This is a genomic window from Streptomyces lusitanus, from assembly GCF_042647945.1.
In the GTDB taxonomy this organism is placed as follows: domain Bacteria; phylum Actinomycetota; class Actinomycetes; order Streptomycetales; family Streptomycetaceae; genus Streptomyces; species Streptomyces pseudogriseolus.
This window is the reverse complement of sequence record NZ_JBHRWL010000011.1, coordinates 324,268-337,703: the sequence shown is the minus strand read 5'-3', so window position 1 is coordinate 337,703 and position 13,436 is coordinate 324,268. Positions and strand designations below refer to the sequence as shown.

Annotated in this window: 17 protein-coding genes and 1 pseudogene; 9 read left to right on the top strand and 9 right to left on the bottom strand. The window is 72.8% G+C overall.

All coding sequences use genetic code 11. The annotated features are described in order from the left end of the window. Positions 1–20: 20 nt before the first annotated feature. Positions 21–815 carry a site-2 protease family protein gene (locus tag ACFOSY_RS19525; RefSeq protein ID WP_394308545.1) on the top strand — a complete coding sequence of 265 codons (795 nt, stop codon included), beginning with the start codon at positions 21–23 and terminating at the stop codon, positions 813–815. Positions 816–1,135: 320 nt separating this feature from the next. Here ACFOSY_RS19525 and ACFOSY_RS19520 read toward each other — a convergent pair whose 3' ends face one another. Both ACFOSY_RS19520 and npdG read right to left on the bottom strand, forming a co-directional pair. Then, the gene (locus tag ACFOSY_RS19520) at positions 1,136–1,327 is read right to left on the bottom strand and encodes a hypothetical protein (protein ID WP_394308543.1); all 192 of its coding nucleotides are present in this window, start codon (positions 1,325–1,327) and stop codon (positions 1,136–1,138) included. A gap of 61 nt (positions 1,328–1,388) precedes the next feature. After that, complete coding sequence (gene npdG, locus ACFOSY_RS19515; protein ID WP_394308541.1) at positions 1,389–2,105, bottom strand: NADPH-dependent F420 reductase; 717 nt, start codon at positions 2,103–2,105, stop codon at positions 1,389–1,391. A 141-nt stretch (positions 2,106–2,246) separates the two neighbouring features. On the opposite strand from npdG, the gene ACFOSY_RS19510 reads away from it, so the two are divergent. Continuing rightward, positions 2,247–2,849, top strand: a complete 603-nt coding sequence (locus ACFOSY_RS19510; protein WP_394308539.1) for a hypothetical protein — start codon at positions 2,247–2,249, stop codon at positions 2,847–2,849. A gap of 20 nt (positions 2,850–2,869) precedes the next feature. Here ACFOSY_RS19510 and ACFOSY_RS19505 read toward each other — a convergent pair whose 3' ends face one another. Next, a complete protein-coding gene (locus tag ACFOSY_RS19505; RefSeq protein WP_006130070.1) occupies positions 2,870–3,097 on the bottom strand; it encodes a hypothetical protein in 228 nt (75 codons plus the stop codon). A gap of 58 nt (positions 3,098–3,155) precedes the next feature. On the opposite strand from ACFOSY_RS19505, the gene map reads away from it, so the two are divergent. The 4 genes from map (at position 3,156) to ACFOSY_RS19485 (ending at position 5,499) form a co-directional block, all read left to right on the top strand. Continuing rightward, positions 3,156–4,013 (top strand): type I methionyl aminopeptidase, encoded by an 858-nt coding sequence (gene map / locus ACFOSY_RS19500; RefSeq protein WP_394308536.1) that lies wholly within the window; start codon positions 3,156–3,158, stop codon positions 4,011–4,013. Between the two features lie 52 nt (positions 4,014–4,065). Next, the gene (locus ACFOSY_RS19495; protein ID WP_394308534.1) at positions 4,066–4,713 is read left to right on the top strand and encodes a biliverdin-producing heme oxygenase; all 648 of its coding nucleotides are present in this window, start codon (positions 4,066–4,068) and stop codon (positions 4,711–4,713) included. Positions 4,714–4,807: 94 nt separating this feature from the next. After that, positions 4,808–5,176: a type II toxin-antitoxin system RelE/ParE family toxin gene (locus ACFOSY_RS19490; RefSeq protein ID WP_394308530.1), complete on the top strand. Its 369-nt coding sequence runs from the start codon at positions 4,808–4,810 to the stop codon at positions 5,174–5,176. Beyond that, positions 5,176–5,499, top strand: coding sequence for a helix-turn-helix domain-containing protein (locus ACFOSY_RS19485; protein ID WP_394308527.1), 324 nt, complete (start codon positions 5,176–5,178; stop codon positions 5,497–5,499). Before ACFOSY_RS19490 ends, ACFOSY_RS19485 begins: the two co-directional genes overlap by 1 nt. Here the strand turns inward: ACFOSY_RS19485 and ACFOSY_RS19480 are convergent. Further along, the gene (locus ACFOSY_RS19480) at positions 5,480–6,025 is read right to left on the bottom strand and encodes an AAA family ATPase (protein WP_394308525.1); all 546 of its coding nucleotides are present in this window, start codon (positions 6,023–6,025) and stop codon (positions 5,480–5,482) included. The two genes, ACFOSY_RS19485 and ACFOSY_RS19480, sit on opposite strands and share 20 nt — an antisense overlap. 91 nt (positions 6,026–6,116) lie before the next feature. After that, a pseudogene (locus ACFOSY_RS19475) lies at positions 6,117–6,293 on the bottom strand (AAA family ATPase); the annotation flags it as partial. A 78-nt stretch (positions 6,294–6,371) separates the two neighbouring features. Between ACFOSY_RS19475 and ACFOSY_RS19470 the strand changes: the two are divergent. After that, complete coding sequence (locus ACFOSY_RS19470; protein ID WP_394308524.1) at positions 6,372–6,575, top strand: DUF397 domain-containing protein; 204 nt, start codon at positions 6,372–6,374, stop codon at positions 6,573–6,575. Here ACFOSY_RS19470 and ACFOSY_RS19465 read toward each other — a convergent pair. Further along, entirely contained in the window at positions 6,556–7,617 is a 1,062-nt protein-coding gene (locus ACFOSY_RS19465; protein ID WP_394308521.1) for an NAD(P)-dependent alcohol dehydrogenase, read from the bottom strand. The two genes, ACFOSY_RS19470 and ACFOSY_RS19465, sit on opposite strands and share 20 nt — an antisense overlap. Before the next feature lie 97 nt (positions 7,618–7,714). Here ACFOSY_RS19465 and ACFOSY_RS19460 point away from each other — a divergent pair, with 97 nt between their 5' ends. Continuing rightward, entirely contained in the window at positions 7,715–8,302 is a 588-nt protein-coding gene (locus ACFOSY_RS19460) for a TetR family transcriptional regulator (RefSeq protein WP_394308519.1), read from the top strand. Positions 8,303–8,316: 14 nt separating this feature from the next. Here the strand turns inward: ACFOSY_RS19460 and ACFOSY_RS19455 are convergent, their stop codons facing one another. Beyond that, positions 8,317–8,961 carry a PhzF family phenazine biosynthesis protein gene (locus ACFOSY_RS19455; protein WP_031019746.1) on the bottom strand — a complete coding sequence of 215 codons (645 nt, stop codon included), beginning with the start codon at positions 8,959–8,961 and terminating at the stop codon, positions 8,317–8,319. A 231-nt stretch (positions 8,962–9,192) separates the two neighbouring features. Here ACFOSY_RS19455 and ACFOSY_RS19450 point away from each other — a divergent pair, with 231 nt between their 5' ends. Beyond that, the gene (locus ACFOSY_RS19450) at positions 9,193–10,362 is read left to right on the top strand and encodes a serine hydrolase domain-containing protein (protein WP_394308514.1); all 1,170 of its coding nucleotides are present in this window, start codon (positions 9,193–9,195) and stop codon (positions 10,360–10,362) included. Between the two features lie 69 nt (positions 10,363–10,431). Here ACFOSY_RS19450 and ACFOSY_RS19445 read toward each other — a convergent pair whose 3' ends face one another. Then, positions 10,432–11,949: an HtaA domain-containing protein gene (locus tag ACFOSY_RS19445; RefSeq protein WP_394308512.1), complete on the bottom strand. Its 1,518-nt coding sequence runs from the start codon at positions 11,947–11,949 to the stop codon at positions 10,432–10,434. A gap of 30 nt (positions 11,950–11,979) precedes the next feature. Continuing rightward, positions 11,980–13,416, bottom strand: a complete 1,437-nt coding sequence (locus tag ACFOSY_RS19440) for an HtaA domain-containing protein (RefSeq protein WP_394308510.1) — start codon at positions 13,414–13,416, stop codon at positions 11,980–11,982. Positions 13,417–13,436: the final 20 nt, after the last annotated feature.

Below are 13,436 nucleotides of genomic sequence, written 5' to 3'. Positions count from 1 at the left end.
CTTCTCATCCAGGGAGTTCCATGACCACCGCCGCCACCCGTCCCAGCGACCGGCGGGTCAGTCCCGTCTTCCTGGGCATCCTGGCCGTCACGGCCGTCACCGGCTGGGCCACCTGGACCGGGTTCGCGGCCGAGCCGGGGCTCGCGGTGTTCCTCTTCGTGACGTCCGCGTGGGTCGTCTCCCTGTGCCTGCACGAGTACGCGCACGCGCGCACCGCCCTGCACGGCGGGGACATCTCCGTCGGAGCGAAGGGCTATCTCACGCTGAACCCGATGAAGTACACGCACGCGCTGCTGAGCGTCGTGCTGCCCGTCGTCTTCGTCATCATGGGCGGGATCGGTCTGCCGGGCGGGGCGGTGTTCATCGAGCGCGGCCGGATCCGGGGGCGGTGGAAGCACAGCCTGATCTCCGCGGCGGGTCCGCTGACGAACGTGCTGTTCGCGGTGGTGTGCACGGCGCCGTTCTGGCTGGGTGCGCTGGACGGCGTGCCGCCGGCGTTCCGGTTCGCGCTGGCGTTTCTCGCGTTGCTTCAGGTGACGGCGGCGATTCTGAACTTCCTGCCGGTGCCGGGGCTGGACGGGTACGGGGTGATCGAGCCGTGGCTCTCCTACGGCGTCCGCCGCCAGGTGGAGCCGTTCGCGCCGTTCGGGCTGCTGTTCGTTTTCGCGTTGCTGTGGGTGCCGTCGGTGAACGGGGTGTTCTTCGACGCGGTGGACGGATTGCTGGGGGTGCTGGGAATCGAGGAGCTCGACACGTACTGCGGCTTCGACTTGTTCCGCTTCTGGCGGGGGTCGGACGAGCTCTGCGGGGTCTGACCGCACCGGGGTCCGCGCCCCCCACCCCCGCTGCGGGCAGTCGCCACCCCACCCCCGCTGCGAGGCGCGCGGCCCCGCCGCGCCCCGCCCGCTGCGGGCAGTCGTGCCGCTGGGGCGGCACGGGTGGGCGCAGCGGCACCCACCACCGTGGGTAGGTGACCGACGGGTGCGCGAGTGCACCTACCGACGCTGCACAGGCGCCCGGGTCTCGGCACCCCACGGCGTGGACGCTAGGGCCGCTGACGGCCGAGGTCGCTGCGCCCACCCGTGCCGCCCTGCGGCACGACTGCCCGCAGCGGGGCGGACGAGACCGCCCGCGGCTAGCGGGGCGCCGGGTCGCCGTTGCCGGAGGCCCTGCCCCGGCGGACGTAGTACCAGGTCATGTTCGACGACAGGCCCGCCAGGAGGATCCAGACCACGCCGATCAGCACGCTGCCCTGCACGAAGGAGACGACGGCCGCGGCGACGGCGAGGAGGCACACGACGAGGGCGTAGACGGCGAGGCGGGGCATGGCGGGGGGCTCCTGTCGGAGGACGGGGGACACTGCTTCCGCTCCAGTGTCCCCCATCGCCTCATACGTCCGTGACGCGGAGCCCGGCGTGCGCCTTGTAGCGGCGGTTGACCGAGATCAGGTTGGCGACCAGCGACTCCACCTGGTGGGCGTTGCGCAGCCGCCCGGCGAAGATGCCCCGCATGCCGGGGATGCGCCCGGCCAGCGCCTGGACGATCTCCACGTCGGCGCGGACCTCGCCGAGGACCATGACGTCGGTGTCGATCTCCTCGATCTCCGGGTCCTGGAGCAGCACCGCCGACAGGTGGTGGAACGCGGCGGTGACCCGGGAGTCCGGCAGCAGCGCGGCGGCCTGCTGGGCGGCGCTGCCCTCCTCCGGCTTGAGCGCGTAGGCGCCCTGCTTGTCGAAGCCGAGCGGGTTGACGCAGTCCACGACGAGCTTGCCGGCCAGTTCCTCGCGCAGGGACTCCAGGGTCTTGCCGTGGCCGTCCCACGGCACGGCGACGATCACCACGTCGCTGCGCCGGGCGGTCTCGGCGTTGTCGGCGCCCTCGACGCCGTGGCCGAGCTCCTCCGCGGCGGCCTGCGCCCGCTCGGCCGCGCGGGAGCCGATGATCACCTTCTGGCCGGCCTTGGCGAGCCGGTAGGCGAGGCCCTTGCCCTGCGGTCCGGTGCCGCCGAGCACGCCGACGACCAGGCCGGAGACGTCGGGCAGGTCCCAGGGGTCCTTGGCGGGGGCCTTCTTCGGGGGCTGCTGTGCGCTGTCGCTAGTGGTCATGGCCCGACTCTACGTGCGCCCGGCCGCCGCGACCGGCCGGGCGTGAGGCCCGTCACGGAGGTGCGCGGGTGTCCCCGGGTCGGGCGAACCGTGGGCGAACACCGGGACGCGGGCCGCCCGTTGGGGGCAGGATGCGGCGGCATGGACGCCGTACGGGTCGCGCTGCTGAGGGAAGTGCTCGCGGGGACGGAGTGGCTGGGGGCGACCCGGCACTTCGCGGGGACGCTGCGCGGCTCGGTGGTGTCGCACGGCGGGGGGCTGCTGCTCGTGGGCACCCCGGAGTACGAGCCCTGGCACCTGGCGGCGCACCTGGTGGACGAGGCCGCCTGGTCGGGCACCCCGGAGCTGGCCCCGACGCTGGTGCGGCACGACGCGCGCCCCACGGACCCGGCGCACCTGGCGGTGGGTCCGGGCCGGCTGGAGGCGGCGCGGCGGGGCGAGACGCTGCTGGTGGTGGCGCCCGGCGAGCCGCCCGCGGCGCTGCTGGAGCGGGTGTCGGACGCCCGCCGGGCCGGGGCGACGCTGCTGTCGCTGGGCCCGGAGGCGGGCGAGCTGCCGGCGCTGGCGCACGAGGTGCTGCCCGTGCCGGACGGCTCCGAGCTGGACCTTGACACCGTGCAGCACCTGGTGAGCGCGGCGGCCGGGGAGAACGCGCTGCCCGCCCACCGGGGCCGGCGCCGGTTCCGGGACCGGCTGTCCCGGCTGGCCGACCTGCTCACCGCGCCGCCGCCGACCCGCTGGTAGAGCGCGGCGGCGACGGCGGCTCAGCCCTCGTCGCGGCCCTTCGGGGCGTCGTGCCACGCGGGGTCGTTCTCCCACTGGAGGTTGCGCTCGCGGGCGGTCTCCATCGCGTGCTCCGCCTCGGCGCGGCTCGCGTACGGGCCGAACCGGTCCTTGGCCGGGCACTCGGGCCCTTCCTCGACCTTCTTGTGCTCCAGGCAGTAGTACCACTCGCCGGGTTTGCCGGCCGTGCGCTTCTTGAACAGGGGCATGTCGGCTCCTCTCGCCACGGAAGATGGTCCCCCGTCGCGGCTGAATTAGACTCGCGGCATGTCTGGCCAGTCACTCCTCGTACCGGGGAAGCTCTCCCCCATCCGCTCCGTGCCCGGGAACATCCGCCGTCCCGAGTACGTCGGCAAGCCCGCGCCCACCCCGTACACGGGGCCGGAGGTGCAGACGCCCGAGACGATCGAGGCGATGCGGCGCGCCGGCCGGATCGCGGCCCGCGCGATGGAGGAGGCGGCGAAGCTCATCGCGCCCGGCGTGACGACGGACGAGCTGGACAAGGTGGCGCACGAGTACATGTGCGACCACGGCGCCTACCCGTCGACGCTCGGCTACCGCGGCTTCCCCAAGTCGCTGTGCACGAGCGTCAACGAGGTCATCTGCCACGGCATCCCGGACTCGACGGTGCTGCGCGACGGCGACATCGTCAACCTGGACGTGACCGCGTACATCGGCGGGGTGCACGGCGACAACAACGCCACGTACCTGGTCGGCGACGTGGACGAGGAAAGCCGTCTGCTGGTGGAGCGGACCCGGGAGGCGCTGAACCGCGCGATCAAGGCGGTGAAGCCGGGCCGCCAGATCAACATCATCGGCCGGGTGATCGAGTCGTACGCGAAGCGGTTCGGCTACGGGGTGGTCCGTGACTTCACCGGTCACGGCATCAACTCGTCCTTCCACTCGGGCCTGATCGTCCCGCACTACGACAGCCCGCACGCGACGACGGTGATGCAGCCGGGGATGACCTTCACCATCGAGCCGATGCTGACGCTGGGCACCCACGAGTACGACATGTGGGACGACGGCTGGACGGTGGTGACGAAGGACCGCAGGCGCACGGCGCAGTTCGAGCACACGCTGGTGGTCACGGACTCCGGGGCGGACATCCTGACCCTGCCGTGACGCCCCGAAGGGGGCATTGACTTAGGTAAGGCTAACCATACAAACTCGGCGCATGGACTCCTTCTCGGCCCTGATCCGTACCGCCTCGCACGAGCAGCACGTGGAGGCGGAGTCCTCGGCCTTCATGACCGATCTGCTGGGCGGACGGCTGGGCGTGGACGCCTACGCGCGTTACACCGAGCAGCTGTGGTTCGTGTACGAGGCGCTGGAGTCCGGCGCCGCCCGTCTGGCGTCGGACCCGGTGGCGGGCCCGTTCGTCCAGCCGGAGCTGTACCGGCTGGCCGCGCTGGAGCGGGACCTGGAGCATCTGCGCGGCCCGGACTGGCGCTCGACCCTGACCGCCCTGCCCGCGACGCGGGTCTACGCGGACCGGGTGGCCACCGTGGCCCGTGACTGGCCGGCGGGATACGTCGCGCACCACTACACCCGCTACCTGGGCGACCTGTCGGGCGGCCAGATCATCCGCGACAGGGCGGAGCGGACCTGGGGCTTCGCCAGGAAGGGCGACGGCGTCCGCTTCTACGTCTTCGACCAGATCCCCAACCCGGCCGCCTTCAAGCGGGAGTACCGCGCCCTGCTGGACGCGGTCCCGCTGGACGACCTGGAGAAGCAGCGCGTGGTGGCCGAGTGCAAGCGGGCGTTCGCCCTGAACACCGACGTCTTCCGGGCGCTGGGCGAGGAGTTCCCGCTGTCGGCGTAGCCGCCACTGACGCGCGGTGCGACGAGGGAAGGCGCAGCCCACGGAAGCCTGCGAGACTTGCGTCATGCAATTGAAGGTATATACCGTTGATTGCATGACGGGGCGGTGGGAGATCGAGATCGAACCCGAGGTACGGGACTGGTTGGAGCTGCTTCCGTTCCGCCTCTACCGACGCGTGGAGGACAAGACGGACCGTCTCTTGGACGAGCCGACGACGCTCGGCGAACCGTACTCGCGCCACCTGGGCGGCAAGCTGCGTGAACTGCGCTTCGAACTGGACGGCGAGGCCGTACGCATCCCGTACTGGCTCGCTCCCGGACAGCGGATCGTTCTGCTGACAGTGTTCCGTAAGACGAAGATGCGCGAGGCGGCGGAAGTCGAGCGTGCGCAGCAGGCCCAGAAGGTCTGCGAGGCCGAACACGGCCGAGCCGAGCACACCTATGACCGGCGCAAGGAGAGTTGATGAATCACAGCACGTGGAAGACGCGCCGGACCCGGCAGCTCGCGGGTGAGGCCGTGGAGTACGACCAGGAGTACGTCGACGCGCGCCTGGCCGGTGATCTCGGGCAGGCGGTCTACGACCGTCGGATCGAGCTCGGCCTGTCCCAGGCCGAACTGGCCGAACGGTCCGGGATGACGCAGCCCCAGGTGTCCCGGATGGAGGGCGGCGACACCGTGCCCACCCTCCCCCTGCTGCGACGCCTGGCCAAGGCCTTGGACGGCAGCCTCCACCTGACCATCGACGAAGGTGACTCCTACGTCACCTTCACCCCACACGCCGCCTGACACGGACGACGTCACCGAACCGGGTGACGGTGTCCAGGAACACCACCGAGTCCGGGGCGTCCTCCAGCGCGGCGGCGAGCGCGACCGGTGAGTGGGTGGTGATCAGGATCTGCCTTCCGTCACCGGCGGTGAGCGTCGCCGGGTCGCTGGTTCTGCCCTTGAGCCGGGACAGCAACTGTGGGACCCGGGTGGGGCGGAGGCCGTTCTCGGGTTCCTCGATCAGGAGGAACCCCTCATGCGCGGGGTCGTGGGCCGCGGCGAGCAGCGCCAGAACGCGCAGGGTGCCCGCCGACGCCGCACCAGGGGTCACGCGGTGCTCGTGCCGGTGCTGGAGCCAGACGTCCCACTGCCCCCACTCGGCGTTCGCCTCCACCGTGATGTCCACGAGGTCGGGCAGCAGCGCCACGGCGTCGGCGCGGAAGTCGTACCAGCGCTCCGGGGCCCGGGCGATCCGCCCCAGGACGGCCCCGAGGTTCTTGCCGTCCTCCGCGAGGGGGGGCGGTGTCGTACGTGGAGGAGACGACACGCATCGCCTTCGGTGAGGGTTCGAGGATCCGCCAGTTCCTGGTGGCCCGGCCAGCTCTCTGCGGTATGCGGCGTCCTGCACGGGCAGCTCGATGCAGGTCGACGGCTTCCAGCAGGTTGGACTTGCCCGAGGCGTTGGCTCCCACCAGGACGGTGAACGGCGACAGGTCGAGGGCGAAGTCGTCGAACGACTTGTACCCGTCGACCTCAATCCGCGTGATCACCTTGCCACCTCCTCTCCCCACTGCCGCATGTGCACTGCGCCACATTATGACGATGCTCGAATGGCAGCATTGCCCCCTACGGAATCACTCGCGCTGATCCAGCGCGTCGCCAAGGAGTAGGTCATGAGCCACGAAGCACTCAACCGTGAGACCAACCAAACGGCGATATGGCGCAAGAGCAGTTACAGCGGCGGGCAGGGCGACTGCCTCGAACTCGCCCACAACATCCCCGCCCTCGCCCCTGTCCGCGACAGCAAGGACCCCGCCGGGCCGGTGATCCCTTTCGGCCGGGACGCGTGGGGTGCGTTCATCGCGCGGCTGGACTGATGTCCAGGTCGGACATGTCGAGGACGAAGCGGTAGCGGACGTCGTTGCGGCCGAGGCGGGTGAGAGCCTCGTCGACCTGTGACGAGGCGAGCAGTTCGATGTCGGCGGTGATCCCGTGCTCGGCGCAGAAGTCCAGCATGGCCGCGGTCGAGGGCCTGCCGCCGCTGCCCGCGGAGCCGAGCTTCTTGCGGCCCACCAGCAGGTCCATGGTCTCCACGGTGACCGGCCCCAGGTACCCGACCATGCTGAGCGTGCCGTCCATGGCGACCATGCGCAGGTACGGCCGGAGGTCGTGCGGGGCGGAGACGGTGTCGAGTACGACGTCGAACCGGTCACGGGCGTCGGCCAGTTGGTCCGGGTCCGTGGAGACGACCAGGTCCCGGGCGCCGAGCCGGCGGGCGTCGTCGGCCTTGTCCGCCGAGCGGCTGATCACCGAGGTGTCGGCTCCCAGCGCCACGGCGAACTTGACGGCGAGGTGGCCGAGGCCGCCCAGGCCCGCCACGGCGACGCGGGTCCCGGGGCCCACGCCCAGTGAGCGGAGCGGTTCCCAGACGGTGATCCCGGCGCAGAGCAGAGGTGCGGCGGCGGCAGGATCCAGGGCGGCGGGAAGCGCGTAGGCGAACCCTTCGCGGACGACGTACTCGCGGGACCAGCCGCCCAGGGTGGTCGATCCGTCGTGGCGGTCGACGCCGCCGTAGGTCAGGGTCGGGAAGGCCTGGCAGAAGTTCTCCTGGCCGGCCCGGCACATGGGGCACTCGCCGCAGGAGTCGACGATGTTGCCGACCGCGACGGCGTCACCGGCGGAGAAGCGGGTGACCGCGGAACCCGTTGCGGTGACGACGCCGGTGAACTCGTGCCCCGGCACCAGGGGGCGGCCGGCCGCGGGGTCGTGGCTCCGGACGGCGTGCAGATCGGTGTGGCAGACGCCGCAGTGGTCGACGCGGACCGCGAGGTCGTCGGGGCGCAGGTCACGCCGCTGGAGGGGCGTGCGCCGCAGTTCGCCCGTCGTGCCGTCCGCCTGCCAGCCGGTTGTCGTACGCACAGTGCGCCTCCTCCAAACAAACTGTTCTGTCTATTTCACGGTAGGCACATCCGCCCCGCAAAGGCAAACCAACAGTTCTGTTTGGTAGCGTGCCGGTATGCCCGATCAACCCCTGACCTCGCGCGGAGCGGCGACGTACCGGCGCATCCTCGATGTGGCGACCCAGGAGTTCGCCGAGTACGGGATCGCCGGGGCGCGCATCGAGCGGATCGTGGCCGCCGCCCGCACGAACAAGGCGCAGCTGTACGCCTACTTCGGCAACAAGGAAGGGCTCTTCGACGCCATCTTCTTCGGCTCGCTGGACCGGATCGTGGACGTGGTCCCGATCGACGCGACCGACCTCGCGGACTGGGCCGTGCGCCTCTACGACGAGTACCTGCGCCGGCCCGACCTCATCCGGCTGGCCACGTGGGCGCGGCTGGAGCGCCGCCCGGCCGGCCACCTGGTGGAGACCCACGAGCTCCGGCACGACGCCAAGCTGCGCGCCATCGCCGACGCCCAGGCGGCGGGCCTGGTGCGCCAGGGGGACCCGTTCGACATCATGGCCATGGTCATCTCGATGTCCATGGCCTGGTCACCGGTCAGCAACGTCTACGCGGCGACCGCCGAGGAACCGGCCGACCTGCACGAACAGCGCCGCGCGCTGCTCCGTGAGAGCGTGCGCCGCGCCATGGCGGCCGGCTGATCCGGTCCGGGCCGTCAGCGCTCCAGGTAGACCCGGCCGCCGACCTCCGTCCAGCCCTCCGGCTGTGGCGCCGTGAGGATCTGCGAGCCCGTGCCCTGGGTGATGTTCAGGGCGCGGCCGAGGCGGTCGGTGAGCAGCAGCGCCGCCGCGCCCGTCGCCTCGTCCTCGTCGATGCCGTCGTCCCGGCCGGGGAAGGCGCGGGCCCGGATCCGCCCGGCCGGCTCGTCCAGCCAGGCCCAGGCGTAGATCCACTCCCCCTTCGGGGGCAGGGGCAGCTCGTCCACCTCGGCGGCGGTGGCGTACTGGCGCAGGGTGCGCGGCGGCACCCACTCCGCCCGCGCCTCGATCCAGCAGAACTCCCCGTCCTGCCGGGCGCCCACGACCCCGGCGGGCGTGACGAGTTCGGGCACGTCGAGCAGCCAGGCGGCGCCGACGCAGGGGTGCCCGGCGAAGGGCAGGCGGGTGGTGGGGGTGTAGATGTCGATCACCCCGCGCTCGGGGTCGTCGACGAACACGGTCTCGCTGAAGCCGAGTTTGGCGGCGAACTCCTGGCGCTCCTCCGGTCCGGGCAGCACCGAGCCGTCCCGGACGACGCCCAGTTCATTGCCGTATCCGCCGCGTGGGCCGCAGAAGACACGCAGCACGTCGTAAGCAGTCACGGGGGCATTCAAGCACCGTCCGCGCCACCCCGGCCGCCCGGCCATCCCGGGCCCCCGGCCTCGTGCCCGCCCGTCTCAGGGTCGCGGCCCAGGGAAGTCCCCGAGGCGCGGGCCCGGTTGCCGGGGGACGTCTCAGGGGCGGGCCTCCTCACCGCGTACGATCCGGCCGCCGCCCGTGATCACCAGGATGGTCCCGTCCGCAGCACCCACCGCCCCGACGGGAGACCCTCCATGTCCTCAGGCACCACCGCCCGTGCCCGCGTCACGGCCCTGTCCGCCTTACTGGCCTCGTCCCTGCTGCTCGTCCCCCTCGCCGGAACGGCCGCCGCCGGGCCCGCGCAGGCCTCCCCCGCCTCCCCCGCCGTCTCCGCGCCCCGCGCCGACGGGTTCGACGCGACCGCGCTGGAACGGGCGCTCGCCGAGGTCCCGGACGGGGACGTCTCGGCGGCCCTGATCCGGGTGGGCGGCAAGGGCAGCTGGGCGGGCAGCGCGGGCGTCCGGGACCTGCGCACGGGGGCGCCCGCGCTGCCGTACGCCCGCTTCCGGGCCGGCTCCACGACCAAGGTGGTCACCGCGGCGGTCGTGCTCCAGCTCGTCGCGGAGAAGCGCGTCGCTCTCGACGCGCCCGTCACCCGCTACCTGCCGGACCTGCTCCCGCCGTCCTTCACCGAGCCCCCGACCGTGCGTCACCTGCTCACCTACACCAGCGGGCTGCACCCCGGCGCGAGTCTCGGCTCGACGACCGAGGAGATGTACGCCCACCGGTTCGAGACGCTCACCCCGGAAGAGGTGGTGGCGGCGTCCGTCGCCCAGGGGCCGGCGTACACGCCGGGCGAGCGGCAGACGTACGGGAACATCCACTACACCGTGCTCGGCATGCTCATCGAGAAGGTGACCGGCGACACCTACGAGCACCAGGCCGCCGTACGGATCTTCCGCCCCCTGGGCATGCGGCACACCGGGTTCCCCTGCGGCCCCGACCCCCGTGTCCACGGTCCGCACAACCGCGCGTACGCCGACATCGGCGGCCGGACCACCGACGTCACCGAGTGGAACATGTCCGACCGCTGGGCGGCCGGGGACATGATCTCCACCACCGCCGACCTGGAGCGGCTGGTGTTCGGCCTGTTCGGCGGCAAGGTCGTGCCCCGGCCGCTGCTGGACCAGATGCTCACCGTGCCGGACGTCGACGGCGCCACCTTCGGGATGGCCCTCCAGCGGTTCGTGGTCGACGGCCGGGAGGTCTGGGGCAAGACCGGCTCCCGGCCCGGCTACCACACGGTGCTGGGCGCGACCCGTGACCTGTCCCGCACGGTCGTCTACTCGGTCAACGCCAAGAGCGCCCGCGACGACGGCTTCCCGCTCGTCGCACGGTTCGCCCTGCCGGCCTTCGCGAGCTGACCCGGCCGGACACACGCAAGGGGCGCCCCCCCGAGTGAGGGGGCGCCCCTTGTGCGCGGTCCCCGTGGCTCACTCCACCATCGCGTGCCTCCGGCGCAGGGCGAGGACGACGCCCGCACCCGCGGCGACGGCCGCGCCGGCCGCCGCGCCCAGGGCGCCGACCGGGACGTCGGACCCGGTACTGGCGAGGCTGCCGTCCAGGTCGCCGCCGACGGTCGAGCCGGTGCCGCCGGTCGTGGAGCCGGTGGCGCCGGAGCCGCCGTCCGTGCCGGTGCCTCCGGTGCCGGTGCCCCCGTTGCCGCCGCCGTCCGTGCCGCCTGTGCCGGCGGGCAGTTCGGCGTCCTCGGTGAGGGTCACGGCCAGGCTGACCGGGTCGAGTGCGGCGCCGGCGGTGTAGAAGCCGCCGAAGGCCTCGGCGCCCGCCTCGGTGAGGGTGGCGGTCACGCCGTCGAGCGAGATGACGTCGTCCCGCGCGGTGAGCGCGGCCGACGGGGCGGACAGGTCGGCGAGGACGACGTCCTGGGAGGTCTCGCCGAGGTTGTCCACGTCGGCGGACAGCGTGCCCTCGCCCTGGGCGAGGCTCACCCGCAGGTCGCTGAAGGTGAGGTCGAGACTCCAGGCGCCGTCGTGCTCATGGCCTCTGAAGGTGACCGCGCCCTTGAAGGCGGCCTTCAGGGTGCCGGCCTCCGTGTCGTAGGCGCCGGTGGCGCCGGAGAAGGTGAACGCGCCGTTGCCTGAGGCCTGGGTGGCACCGTCCGAGGCGGTGATCTCGCCCTTGGCGACCGGGCCGGTGACATAGGCGCGGAAGGACTGCTTCACGCCCCAGTCGAGGGTGCCGTCGGCCATCTCGCCCCGGGTGGCGGGCGCGGTGGACGGCGAGGCGGTGGCGCTCGGCGTGGGCGTCGGGGCCTGTGTGGTGGGCGAGGCGGAGGGGGTGGGGCCGGCCGTCGGGGTGGCGGAACCGGTGGGCTCGGTGGACGGGGACGCGGGCGGGGTGGTGGCGGTCTCGGTGGTGGACGGCTCCGGCTCCGGGCCGGTGGTCTTCACCACGGTCAGGGGGTCGCCCGCCGCGCCCGCGTACGAGGCGCTGCCGAAGACCTGGCCGGCCTCCTCGGTGAGGGTGGTGGCCATGTCCGTCATCGACCGGGTGACCGTGACCGTGGCGAGCGGGACGTCGTCCTGGACGGCTCCGCCACGCTCGACGTCGGCGGTGATCCGGCCCTCGCCGCTGTCGAACTTCAGGTCGGACAAGGTGAGTTCGAAGCCGTGCGCGGTGGACTTGACGTTCAGCGCGCCCTGGAAGCCGAGCTCCGTGACATGGGTGGCGGAGTCGTAGGTGCCGGTGCCGCCGGTGAAGGTGAACGCGCCGTTGTTCTCCGCCTGGCGCGCGCCCGCGGTGGGCGTGAAGGCGCCCTGGGCGAAGGTCGTGACGTAGGTGCGGTACGACTGCTTGATGCCCCAGGTCAGTTCGTAGCCGGACAGGGGGATCTCGGCGGCGGAGGCGGAGGGGGCGGCGGTGGCGCCGAGGGCGGCCGCCGTGGCCACCGCGGCGGCGAGGGCGAGGGAGCGGCGTCGTCTTGCGGACATACGGGGGTGTCTCCTCGGAGGTGGAAGGGATCAGTGGTCCTGCGGGGTGTCCGCGGCGCCCCTGCCTGCGCGGCGCCTGCGGACGAGGAGTGCGGCGGCGCCGGCGAGCACCAGCAGGGATCCGGCCGCGAGGGAGAGGGGAAGCGCGGGGGACGTGCCGTCGTCCGGCTCGGTGGCCTGCGCCACCGGCTCGGGCGGGGCCGCGGAGGCGGACGGGGAGGCCGCCGGGGCGGCGGTCGGGGCGCTGCCCAGGTCGGGGAGGGCGGGGAGTTCGGCGGTGTCGGTGAGGGCGACGGCGAGGGTGACCGGGTCCATCGCGGTGCCCGCCGGATACATCCCGCCGAAGGCCTCGGCGCCCTGGGCGGTGAGCTTCGCGGGGGCCTCGGTGACGGTGACGAGCCCGGCCCTGGCCTTGAGGTTCCCGGCGGTGAAGGTGACCAGCGGAATTCCGCGGCGGGTGCGGTCCGGTGAGGTGACGTCGGCGTGCAGGGTGCCCTTGCCGTCCGTGACGGTGACGCGGACGCCGGTGATCCGCAGGTCGAGGCCGTGTTCGCCGGTGAAGCGGACGGCTCCGCGGAACGCGGCGGTGAGGTCGCCGTCCTCGAACGTCCCGCGCCCGCCGGGGAAGCGGAAGAGGGCGCCGCCGTCCAGGGCTCCGGAGGTCAGGGTCCACCTGCCGCGGGCGATGTCGCCGGTGACGTACTCGCGGAAGGTGCGGCGCACCCCCCAGTCGACCGCGCCGTCGACGAGCCCGGTGCCCTTAGCGTCCGTGTCGGTCTTCCCGGTCTGCTCGGTCTCCTTCGGCTGCGGGCTCCTCGGGGCGGGGCTCGTGGCCGTCGTACGCGGCGGCCGCCGGACGTCGGCGGAGAGGCTGACCGGGTCGAGGGGGGTGCCGGCGGTGTAGTAGCCGGCGAAGGCCCTGGCGCCCTGAGCGGTGAGGGTGGCGGGCAGGTTGTCGAGGACGACGGAGGTACCGCCGCCGCGCATGTCGATGCCGCCCAGGGAGAGGGAGGCGAAGGGCACCTGACGGGACGTCGTGACCGCCCCGGTGTCCTTCGCCTTGCCCGTGACGTCCACGTACAGCGTTCCGGCGCCGCCCGCGATGACCACGGTGGGGCTGCTGAGGGTGAGGTCGAGCTGGTACGCGCCGCTGTCGGTGCGGTGCCCCACGAAGCGCACCCCGCCGGAGAACGCGGCGCGGAAGGCGCCCGTGTCGCCGTCGTAGGTCCCGGTCGCGGAGTGGAAGCGGAACCCGCTGCCGCCGACCGTGGCCGCGCCGCCGGTGAGGGTGTAACTCCCGTTCGCCACGGGTCCGGTGACATAGCGCTGGAAGGACGTCCTGACGCCCCAGTCGAGCCTGCCGCCCTGGACGGTACGGCTCTCGGCGTGCGCCGTGGCGGCCGGGGCGAGCGCGCCCAGGACGGCCGCGCAGACCACGGCGGCCAGGACGCGAAGACGCGTGGGCATGGGAAGTCCTCCGGTAGCGG

Excerpts from the sequence above, each read along its gene's own strand:
- ACFOSY_RS19525 (WP_394308545.1), top strand. The coding sequence starts at position 21 with ATGACCACCGCCGCCACCCGTCCCAGCGACCGGCGGGTCAGTCCCGTC.
- ACFOSY_RS19520 (WP_394308543.1), bottom strand. The coding sequence starts at position 1,327 with ATGCCCCGCCTCGCCGTCTACGCCCTCGTCGTGTGCCTCCTCGCCGTC.
- npdG (WP_394308541.1), bottom strand. The coding sequence starts at position 2,105 with ATGACCACTAGCGACAGCGCACAGCAGCCCCCGAAGAAGGCCCCCGCC.
- ACFOSY_RS19510 (WP_394308539.1), top strand. The coding sequence starts at position 2,247 with ATGGACGCCGTACGGGTCGCGCTGCTGAGGGAAGTGCTCGCGGGGACG.
- ACFOSY_RS19505 (WP_006130070.1), bottom strand. The coding sequence starts at position 3,097 with ATGCCCCTGTTCAAGAAGCGCACGGCCGGCAAACCCGGCGAGTGGTAC.
- map (WP_394308536.1), top strand. The coding sequence starts at position 3,156 with ATGTCTGGCCAGTCACTCCTCGTACCGGGGAAGCTCTCCCCCATCCGC.
- ACFOSY_RS19495 (WP_394308534.1), top strand. The coding sequence starts at position 4,066 with ATGGACTCCTTCTCGGCCCTGATCCGTACCGCCTCGCACGAGCAGCAC.
- ACFOSY_RS19490 (WP_394308530.1), top strand. The coding sequence starts at position 4,808 with ATGACGGGGCGGTGGGAGATCGAGATCGAACCCGAGGTACGGGACTGG.
- ACFOSY_RS19485 (WP_394308527.1), top strand. The coding sequence starts at position 5,176 with ATGAATCACAGCACGTGGAAGACGCGCCGGACCCGGCAGCTCGCGGGT.
- ACFOSY_RS19470 (WP_394308524.1), top strand. The coding sequence starts at position 6,372 with ATGAGCCACGAAGCACTCAACCGTGAGACCAACCAAACGGCGATATGG.
- ACFOSY_RS19460 (WP_394308519.1), top strand. The coding sequence starts at position 7,715 with ATGCCCGATCAACCCCTGACCTCGCGCGGAGCGGCGACGTACCGGCGC.
- ACFOSY_RS19450 (WP_394308514.1), top strand. The coding sequence starts at position 9,193 with ATGTCCTCAGGCACCACCGCCCGTGCCCGCGTCACGGCCCTGTCCGCC.
- ACFOSY_RS19445 (WP_394308512.1), bottom strand. The coding sequence starts at position 11,949 with ATGTCCGCAAGACGACGCCGCTCCCTCGCCCTCGCCGCCGCGGTGGCC.
- ACFOSY_RS19440 (WP_394308510.1), bottom strand. The coding sequence starts at position 13,416 with ATGCCCACGCGTCTTCGCGTCCTGGCCGCCGTGGTCTGCGCGGCCGTC.